Genomic DNA, 8,797 nt, shown 5'->3' with positions numbered 1-8,797 from the left:
GCGGAGTCGGCCCTGTGGGAGGCGTCGCTCTTCGAGGAGCACGACTTCCGGGACATCAAGATCTCCGTCAAGCACAACGACCCGGTCGTGATGGTCGAAGCCTACCGGCAGCTCGCCGCCCAGTGCGACTACCCGCTGCACCTCGGCGTCACCGAGGCAGGACCCGCCTTCCAGGGCACCATCAAGTCGGCCGTCGCCTTCGGCGCGCTGCTCTCCCAGGGCATCGGCGACACCATCCGCGTGTCGCTCAGCGCGCCGCCGGTCGAGGAGATCAAGGTCGGCATCCAGATCCTGGAGTCGCTGAACCTGCGCCAGCGCGGCCTGGAGATCGTCTCCTGCCCCTCCTGCGGCCGTGCCCAGGTCGACGTATACAAGCTGGCCGAGGAAGTCACCGCAGGGCTCGAGGGCATGGAGGTCCCGCTGCGCGTCGCCGTCATGGGCTGCGTCGTCAACGGCCCCGGCGAGGCCCGCGAGGCCGACCTCGGTGTCGCCTCCGGCAACGGAAAGGGTCAGATCTTCGTCAAGGGCGAGGTCGTCAAGACCGTCCCCGAGTCCAAGATCGTGGAGACCCTCATCGAGGAAGCCATGAAGATCGCCGAGCAGATGGAGGCCGACGGAGTGACCTCCGGAGAGCCCTCGGTGTCCATCGCGGGCTGACCGCCCCGGCTCCTACCCCCGGTCCCGCCGCGGCTCCCGCCCCGGTTCCTGCCGCGTCGCCCTGAGGGCGGCGCGGCATATTTACGACAGGTACAGTGCGGAGACCAGCAGATCTCAGGGTGAGGCCCCCGCACGTGTTGACGCAGACCACCTCCCGCGTGCTCGAACCGAGCGACCTGGACGCCGCGCTCGCCGTGCTCGACCGCGACCCGGTCGCGAACGCCTTCGTCGCCGCCCGGGTACAGATCGCCGGACTCGACCCCTGGCGGCTCGGCGGCGAGATGTGGGGCTGGTACGAGCACGGCATGCTGACCTCCCTGTGCTACGCGGGCGCCAACCTCGTCCCCATCTGCGCCACCCCGCGCGCCGTCCGCGCCTTCGCCGACCGCGCCCGGCGGGCCGGCCGCCGCTGCTCCTCCATCGTCGGCCCCGCAGGACCGACCGCCCAGCTTTGGCGCCTGCTCGAACCGGGCTGGGGCCCGGCCCGCGAGGTCCGCACCCGCCAGCCCCTCATGGTCACCGACCGCATGCCGGCAGGCATCGTCCCGGACCCCTACGTCCGCCGCGTGCGCAAGGACGAACTGGACCGGCTCATGCCGGCCTGCGTGGCGATGTTCACCGAGGAGGTCGGCATCTCCCCGCTGGCCGGCGACGGAGGCCTGCTCTACCAGGCCCGGGTCGCCGAACTCGTCGGCTCCGGCCGCTCCTTCGCCCACTTCGACGCCGACGGCCGGGTCGTCTTCAAGGCCGAGATCGGCGCCGCCACCGACCGCGCCTGCCAGATCCAGGGCGTGTGGGTGGCCCCCGAGTACCGGGGCAAGGGCCTGGCGGCACCCGGCATGGCGGCGGTCCTGCGCTACGCCCTGACGGACGTCGCCCCGGTGGCCAGCCTGTACGTCAACGACTTCAACACGTCGGCGCGACGGACGTACCTGAGGGTGGGATTCCAAGAGGTCGGCGCCTTCATGAGCGTGCTGTTCTGACCCCTGTGGAAGGGCTGTAGGCTCCCCGCCATGGACCTCGTGATCGGCCCGCTGGACCTCTCCGCGCACGTGGACGAGGCCCTGGCCGTCCAAGCCGCCGCGTTCGGCCTCGGCCCCGACGAGGTGGCCGTCCGCCGTCAGATCGTCCTGCGCCACATGACCCACCCGGGCGCCAGAGCCCTCGGCGCCACCGACCGGGGCTGTCTCGTCGGCTTCGTCTACGGCATGCCCAACGAACGCACCCACTGGTGGTCCACCGTCGTCGAGCCCTACCTCCGCGCCCAGGGCACCGACGCCTGGCTCGACGACTCCTTCGTGATCACCGAACTCCACGTCCACCCGGCCCACCAGAACCGCGGCGCGGGCCGCGCCCTGATCACCACGATCACCGACGCCGCCACCGAGCCCCGCACGATCCTCTCCGCCATCGACACCGAGAGCCCCGCCCGCGGCCTCTACCGCTCCCTCGGCTACCAGGACCTCGCCCGCCAGGTCCTCTTCCCCAGCGCCCCCAAGCCGTACGCGGTGATGGGCGCCACGCTCCCGCTGCGCAGGCGGACCCCGGCCGGTCGATAACCGATTTCCACCGCACCGGACCACCCGGCTAACCTCCTTGCACCACCCTTACGCAGCAGGAGACACGAGAACCATGGCCAACGCACCGGTCCAGCGCATGTCGAAGTTGATGGCGAAGACGCTGCGCGACGACCCGGCGGACGCCGAGGTCCTCAGCCACAAGCTGCTGGTCCGCGCCGGCTACGTGCGCCGCACCGCCGCCGGCCTGTGGAGCTGGCTGCCGCTCGGCAAGAAGGTCCTCGGCAACATCGAGCGCATCGTCCGCGAGGAGATGGACGCCATCGGCGCCCAGGAGGTCCAGCTCCCCGCCCTGCTGCCGCGCGAGCCGTACGAGGCCACCGGCCGCTGGGAGGAGTACGGCCCCGAACTGTTCCGCCTCCAGGACCGCAAGGGCGGCGACTACCTCCTCGGCCCCACCCACGAGGAGATCTTCACCCTCCTGGTGAAGGACCAGGCGTCCTCCTACAAGGACCTGCCGGTCATCCTCTACCAGATCCAGAACAAGTACCGCGACGAGGCCCGCCCCCGGGCCGGCATCCTGCGCGGCCGCGAGTTCCTCATGAAGGACTCCTACTCCTTCGACGTCGCCGACGAGGGCCTCGCCGAGTCCTACGCCCTGCACCGCGCCGCCTACCAGCGCATCTTCGAGCGCCTGGGCCTCGACTACCGCATCTGCGCGGCCACCGCCGGCGCCATGGGCGGCTCCAAGTCCGAGGAGTTCCTGGCCCCCGCGGAGGCCGGCGAGGACACCTTCGCGGACTGCCCGAACTGCGACTTCGCGGCCAACACGGAGGCGATCACGTACGCGCCGCAGCCCGCGGACGCGACCGGCGCACCCGCCGCCGAGGACATCGCGACCCCCGACACCCCCACCATCGAAACCCTGGCCGCCTCCCTGGGCGTAGCAGCCTCCGCCACCCTCAAGAACCTCCTCGTCAAGGTGGACGGCGAGATCGTCGCCGTGGGCGTCCCCGGCGACCGCGAGGTCGACCTGGACAAGGTCGAGGCACACTTCGCCCCCGCCGCCGTCGAACTGGTCACCGCCGAGGACTTCGTCGGCCGCCCCGACCTGGTCCGCGGCTACGTCGGCCCGCAGGGCCTGGGCGACAAGGTGAAGTACATCGCCGACCCCCGCGTGGCGCCGGGCACGGCGTGGATCACGGGCGCCAACAAGGAGCACACGCACGCCAAGAACGTCGTGGCGGGCCGCGACTTCGAAGTCGACACCTACGTCGACGTCGTGGTCGTCCGGGAGGGCGACCCCTGCCCGAACTGCGGCACCGGCCTCAAGCTGGACCGCGCCATCGAGATCGGCCACATCTTCCAGTTGGGCCGCAAGTACGCCGACGCCCTCAAGCTCGACGTCCTCGGCCAGAACGGCAAGCCGGCCCGCGTCACCATGGGCTCCTACGGCGTCGGCGTCTCCCGCGCGGTGGCCGCCCTCGCCGAGCAGCACGCCGACGACAAGGGCCTCGTCTGGTCCAGGGAGGTCGCCCCCGCCGACGTCCACGTCGTCGCCGCAGGCAAGGCCCTCCAGACCGAGCTGGCCCTCGAGGTCTCCGACAAGCTGTCCGCGGCGGGCGTCCGCGTCCTGGTCGACGACCGCGCCGGGGTCTCCCCGGGCGTGAAGTTCACCGACGCCGAACTCATCGGCGTCCCCCAGATCCTGATCGCCGGCCGCCGCTCGGCCGAGGGCGTCGTGGAACTGAAGGACCGCCGCACCGGCGAGCGCGAGGAACTCCCGGTGGAGGAGGCCATCACCCGCCTCACCAACTGACGGTCGCGGGCCGCGGGCACGGGTGTCGCCGGGCGCTTGGGGGTACCTCCCAGGGCGGCGCCCGTTCAGGCGCTGGGGGAGGCACGACGGCCCGCAGCCGGGGGACTGGCGATGGCCCGCAGCCGGGACGGGGAGCGGGCGGAGAGCCGCGTACGGCGGGAAGGGGTCGGGTCGGGTCGGGGGGTGTCCGCCCGCAGAGGTGGGCGCGTCAGCAGAGTTCACTTCTGTGGCCGACCGATTCCGCGCCGTTCCGAGGACGGACACCCCCCGGCGCGGCCCCGACTCCCGGACAACGCACCGCGCTACCCGCACCCCCACCGCCGGAGGCACCCGCACAGGCGCCGCAGGCATCCCGCACCACCGCCGGAGGCCCGGGCACCGAACCCGCACCCGCTCACAGCCAGCCCGCGAACTCCAGCAGCAACTCCGCGTCCTGCTCCCGCCCCACCCGCCGGGCCCGTACGCCCGACTCGACCGCGCGGAACAACGTCCAGCCCCGCAGCCGCTCCTGGTCCACCTCCAGCGACTCCGCGAGCCGCTTGATCCGCCGCCGCGTCGTCGAGGCGCCCGACGGCTGGGCGATGAGGTCCTCCACCCGGTCCCGCACCAGCCGCGCCAGGTCGAACGCGCTCTCGCCGACCACCGGGTCGGGGCCCACCGCAAGCCACGGCATCCGGTCCCCGGCGAGCACCTTGCTCTGCCGGAAGGTGCCATGCAGCAGCCGCCCCTCGGACGGCGCGGCCAACAGCTCCGCACGCGCCGCGAGCGCCGCGTCGACCAACGGCGCCACCTCGGAGTCGGCCGCCGCACCCGCCCGCATGGCCTCGGCCTGCCGCCCGGTCCGCTCGGCCACGGTCTCGAAGGGGTGCCCGGCGGGCGGCTCCACCCACAGCCGCCGCAGCGTGCCCGCGGCCTCCAGCAACGCCTTCGCCTCCGGCAGCGACCGCACCGACACGTCCGGATGCAGCCGCTCCAGCAGCAGCACGCCCTCCGTGTCCGCCCCGTCCAGCACCTGTACGGCGCCCAGCCCGCCCCAGTGGGCGAGCGCGGCCCGCTCGCTGCGGGGCCGGGCCCGGCGCGGGGCCAGCTTCAGCACCGCGGGCGTCCCCTCGGCCGTCCGCACCAGGACCACCAGGCTGCTGCGCCCGCCGGGCACCTGCACCCGCTCCACCGTCAACTCGCCCCGCGCCACGGCCTGCTCCGCCGCTTCGGGCAGCTTCGCCAACCATTCGTCACCGTCCGGTGCCGTCTCGCCGAGTGCCCTGACCAGACGCCGCGGCGGTTCGAAAGCCATGCGCGAGCCGTTCCCTTCCCGTACGGGCAGCCGTACGTGTTACGCGGTCGGTGTAGCCGAAACCGAGGTACCCGGATCCGAAGCACCCGGATCCGAGCCACCCGGAGTCGAGCCACCCGCAGCCGAGCCACCCGGAGTCGAGCCACCGGAGGCAGAGTCCCGCCCGGGCCCCGCACCGGCCCGCTCGGCGAGCCCAGGGAAGGCTACGCTCCCGCCCCGCCAGCGCACCGCGCGGACCGCCGCGTCACGCAGCGCTCCGGCCGCCGCGGCCCGCGGGTCCCCCTCGGCCGCCCGCACCAGGTCGGAGTAGACCCCGGCCACCCGGTCCTCCAGCTCGGCCGCCAGCCGCACCGCCGCCGCCGAATCCGGCACGGAGAAGGGGAGCGCGTACCCGGCCGCCGCGGCGACCGGTTCGGCGCCGAGGTCGCGCACTTCGCGCGCCAGCGCGTCCCGCCGCGCCCGGTGCGCGTCGTACGCCGTCCGTGCCTCGGTGCGCCGTTCCTCGCCGATCCGCCCGCCGACGACCCCGTAGCCGTACACCGCCGCGTGCTCTGCCGACAGCGCCGCCTGGAGTGCGTCCAGCCGCCGGTCCTCCGCCTCACTCACCCGTCACCTTCCATCACCTTCCGTCACGTTCCATCACCCTCCGTCGGCAGACAGCAGATACACGTGCGCCGCACCGGCCGCCGCCACCGAGGCGAGCAGCCGCGCCGACTCACCCGGCACCCCGAGCAGCACCTCCGCGCGCCGGTCCGCCAGCTTCCGCTCGGCGCCGGCGAGCAGGGCCAGGGCGTCCTTCTCGGCCGCCGGTACGGCACCGGAGTCGTCCGCGGGTCCGGCGGCCCGCGCGGAGACCGAAGGCGACGCCTTCGGCGAGGCCGCACGCACGGCGCCGAAGGCCTCCGCGTGCCGTACGACCTCCTCCCGCAGCGGCCGCAGCCGCTCCGCCAGCCCGGGATGCGCGGCGATCACCGCCGCGTACCGCTCGGCCAGTTCCTCGCTGTCCCGGGCCGCACGCGCGCGTGCCCGGTCGGCGGCCGACGGGTCGGCCTCCGCACCACCGGAGTCCGAGCCGCCGGAACAGCCGACGAGCAGGGCGGCCCCGGCGGCCGACGCGAACAGGCTCCTTCTGCGCGGCCCGGAGGGCGGGCCCGGCGATGGGGAAAACGACATGGCAGACGTCCTCGACAGGCTCGTACGGAAGCGACGGCAAAGCGACGGGCGACGCGGCGGGAACCCGCGTGCGGCCTGCCCGTGATCACGGTACCCGTGCCCCGGCCGGGCACCAGTCATCGGCACCGCCGGACCGGGGTGGACGGCAACACCCCCCGCGACCGGATACCCTTTGACCAGACACGCGACCCATCCCACAACAGCACACGCGGCCGAGGAGTCACCCGGATGAGCCCCACCCAGAGCGAGAGGCTGCGAGAGCTGCTCGAGCCTCTCGTCGCCTCCCAGGGACTGGACCTCGAAGAGCTCGCGGTGGACTCTGTCGGCCGCAGGCGGGTGCTGCGGGTGGTCGTCGACTCCGACACCGGTGCGGACCTGGACCGGATCGCCGATGTGAGCCGCGCGCTCTCGGCGAAGCTCGACGAGAGCAACGCGATGGGCGAGGGGGAGTACACCCTCGAGGTCGGCACCCCGGGCGCGGAGCGCTCCCTCACCGAACACCGCCACTACGTGCGCGCCACGGACCGCCTCGTGCGGTTCCAGTTGCACGAGGGAGGCGAACTGGTCGCCCGCATCCTCGCCGTGGACGAGGACGGACTCGACCTCGAAGTGCCGGGAGTCAAGGGCCGCAAGGCCACCGCCCGCAGACTTTCCTTCGGCGACATCGACAAGGCACGCGTCCAGGTCGAGTTCAACCGCAAGGACACCAAGAACATCAAGAACACCGAGAACACCGAGAACACCGAGAACGACGACAACACGACGGAAGAGGAGGAGGCGTAGCCGTGGACATCGACATGAGCGCCCTGCGGGGCTTGGTACGGGAGAAGGAGATCTCCTTCGACCTGCTGGTCGAAGCGATCGAGTCGGCCCTCCTCATCGCCTATCACCGCACCGAGGGAAGCCGCCGGCACGCGCGCGTGGAGCTCAACCGGAACACCGGGCACGTGACCGTGTGGGCGAAGGAGGACCCCGACGACCTCGAGGAGGGCCAGGCGGCCCGCGAGTTCGACGACACCCCGTCCGACTTCGGCCGTATCGCCGCCACCACCGCCAAGCAGGTCATCCTGCAGCGGCTGCGCGACGCCGAGGACGACGCGACGCTCGGCGAGTACGCCGGCCGTGAGGGCGACATCGTCACCGGCGTGGTCCAGCAGGGGCGCGACCCGAAGAACGTGCTGGTCGACATCGGCAAGCTGGAGGCCATCCTGCCGGTGCAGGAGCAGGTGCCGGGCGAGACCTACCCGCACGGCATGCGGCTGCGTTCCTACGTCGTCCGCGTGGCCAAGGGCGTGCGCGGTCCGTCCGTGACGCTGTCCCGTACGCACCCCAACCTGGTGAAGAAGCTGTTCGCCCTCGAGGTGCCGGAGATCGCCGACGGGTCCGTCGAGATCTCCGCGATCGCCCGCGAGGCCGGCCACCGCACCAAGATCGCCGTGCGCTCCACCCGCTCGGGCCTGAACGCCAAGGGTGCCTGCATCGGCCCCATGGGCGGCCGGGTGCGCAACGTCATGGGCGAGCTGAACGGCGAGAAGATCGACATCGTCGACTGGTCGGACGACCCGGCCGAGATGGTGGCGAACGCGCTCTCCCCGGCCCGCGTCTCCAAGGTGGAGGTCGTGGACCTGGCGGCCCGTTCCGCACGCGTGATCGTGCCGGACTACCAGCTTTCGCTGGCGATCGGCAAGGAAGGCCAGAACGCCCGGCTCGCGGCCCGGCTGACCGGCTGGCGGATCGACATCCGCCCGGACACCGAGCAGCCGTCCGACCAGACCTCCGAGCGGCCGTCCGACGAGTCCTCCGACCGGTCGTCCGAGCGGCCGTCCGACGAGTCCTCCGACCGGTCGTCCGAGCGGCCGTCCGAGCGGCCGTCCGACGGTCAAGGGGAATAGATCCAAGCCGCACGGCGCTGAGATCACGACAGCTTTGCGTGCGGCACGTGTTCGATTCTTGCCCCGAAGGGGTGAGGTCGGTCCGGGGAGGTAGACTTAGAAGTGTCTGGCCGGACACGTACCCGGGCATGCCCGGAGCGCACCTGCGTGGGGTGCCGGGAGCGAGCGGTCAAGAGCGAGCTGCTGCGCACCGTGGTGGTCGAGGGTCATTGCACCCCTGATCCACGCGGTACGCTGCCCGGCCGGGGTGCGTACGTACATCCCGCACCGGTCTGTGTCGACCAGGCAGTGCGCCGCAAGGCGTTCCCGCGGGCGCTCCGCGTCCCGGGTCCGCTCGACGTAAAGGCGTTGCGCCACTACGTCGAGCAGGCACAAAGTTGCTGAAAGCTCCATGTAAGCAACGTGGTAAGGAAGACATGCCGCGCGGAACCCCGTGCGGCCTGGT

Annotated in this window: 10 protein-coding genes; 7 read left to right on the top strand and 3 right to left on the bottom strand. The window is 72.5% G+C overall.

Going from position 1 to position 8,797, the window contains the following annotated elements:
• The 4 genes from KUM40_RS41675 to KUM40_RS26505 form a co-directional block, all read left to right on the top strand.
• Positions 1-657 (top strand): flavodoxin-dependent (E)-4-hydroxy-3-methylbut-2-enyl-diphosphate synthase (locus KUM40_RS41675; RefSeq protein ID WP_254395705.1); only part of this gene is annotated, 657 nt, incomplete at its 5' end.
• 134 nt (positions 658-791) lie between these two features.
• A complete protein-coding gene (locus tag KUM40_RS26515) occupies positions 792-1,640 on the top strand; it encodes a GNAT family N-acetyltransferase (protein WP_217168713.1) in 849 nt (282 codons plus the stop codon).
• A 30-nt stretch (positions 1,641-1,670) separates the two neighbouring features.
• The gene (locus KUM40_RS26510) at positions 1,671-2,216 is read left to right on the top strand and encodes a GNAT family N-acetyltransferase (RefSeq protein ID WP_217168712.1); all 546 of its coding nucleotides are present in this window, start codon (positions 1,671-1,673) and stop codon (positions 2,214-2,216) included.
• A 73-nt stretch (positions 2,217-2,289) separates the two neighbouring features.
• The gene (locus tag KUM40_RS26505) at positions 2,290-3,993 is read left to right on the top strand and encodes a proline--tRNA ligase (RefSeq protein ID WP_217168711.1); all 1,704 of its coding nucleotides are present in this window, start codon (positions 2,290-2,292) and stop codon (positions 3,991-3,993) included.
• A 394-nt stretch (positions 3,994-4,387) separates the two neighbouring features.
• On the opposite strand, the gene KUM40_RS26500 is transcribed toward KUM40_RS26505, so the two are convergent.
• The 3 genes from KUM40_RS26500 to KUM40_RS26490 are packed head-to-tail and all read right to left on the bottom strand — an operon-like array spanning position 4,388 to position 6,460.
• Positions 4,388-5,287, bottom strand: coding sequence for an aminoglycoside phosphotransferase family protein (locus KUM40_RS26500; protein WP_217168710.1), 900 nt, complete (start codon positions 5,285-5,287; stop codon positions 4,388-4,390).
• A gap of 39 nt (positions 5,288-5,326) precedes the next feature.
• On the bottom strand, positions 5,327-5,893 hold the full coding sequence (locus KUM40_RS26495; protein WP_217168709.1) for a ferritin-like domain-containing protein: 567 nt from the start codon (positions 5,891-5,893) through the stop codon (positions 5,327-5,329).
• A gap of 33 nt (positions 5,894-5,926) precedes the next feature.
• Complete coding sequence (locus tag KUM40_RS26490; RefSeq protein ID WP_217168708.1) at positions 5,927-6,460, bottom strand: hypothetical protein; 534 nt, start codon at positions 6,458-6,460, stop codon at positions 5,927-5,929.
• A gap of 228 nt (positions 6,461-6,688) precedes the next feature.
• Between KUM40_RS26490 and rimP the strand changes: the two genes are divergently transcribed.
• From rimP to KUM40_RS26475, 3 genes are all read left to right on the top strand, one after another.
• A complete protein-coding gene (gene rimP, locus KUM40_RS26485; protein WP_217168707.1) occupies positions 6,689-7,243 on the top strand; it encodes a ribosome maturation factor RimP in 555 nt (184 codons plus the stop codon).
• 2 nt (positions 7,244-7,245) lie between these two features.
• Positions 7,246-8,352, top strand: a complete 1,107-nt coding sequence (gene nusA / locus KUM40_RS26480) for a transcription termination factor NusA (protein WP_308401239.1) — start codon at positions 7,246-7,248, stop codon at positions 8,350-8,352.
• A 102-nt stretch (positions 8,353-8,454) separates the two neighbouring features.
• Positions 8,455-8,736, top strand: coding sequence for a YlxR family RNase P modulator (locus KUM40_RS26475; protein WP_217168706.1), 282 nt, complete (start codon positions 8,455-8,457; stop codon positions 8,734-8,736).
• Positions 8,737-8,797: the final 61 nt, after the last annotated feature.

The organism is Streptomyces sp. AC512_CC834 (assembly GCF_019049325.1).
Classification (GTDB): Bacteria; Actinomycetota; Actinomycetes; order Streptomycetales; family Streptomycetaceae; genus Streptomyces.
This window is presented reverse-complemented; position numbering and strand designations above follow the sequence as displayed.

Bases quoted from the DNA above. Each gene is read 5' to 3' on its own strand.
- KUM40_RS26505 (WP_217168711.1), top strand. From the start codon at position 2,290: ATGGCCAACGCACCGGTCCAGCGCATGTCGAAGTTGATGGCGAAGACG.
- KUM40_RS26510 (WP_217168712.1), top strand. From the start codon at position 1,671: ATGGACCTCGTGATCGGCCCGCTGGACCTCTCCGCGCACGTGGACGAG.
- rimP (WP_217168707.1), top strand. From the start codon at position 6,689: ATGAGCCCCACCCAGAGCGAGAGGCTGCGAGAGCTGCTCGAGCCTCTC.
- KUM40_RS26490 (WP_217168708.1), bottom strand. From the start codon at position 6,460: ATGTCGTTTTCCCCATCGCCGGGCCCGCCCTCCGGGCCGCGCAGAAGG.
- KUM40_RS26500 (WP_217168710.1), bottom strand. From the start codon at position 5,287: ATGGCTTTCGAACCGCCGCGGCGTCTGGTCAGGGCACTCGGCGAGACG.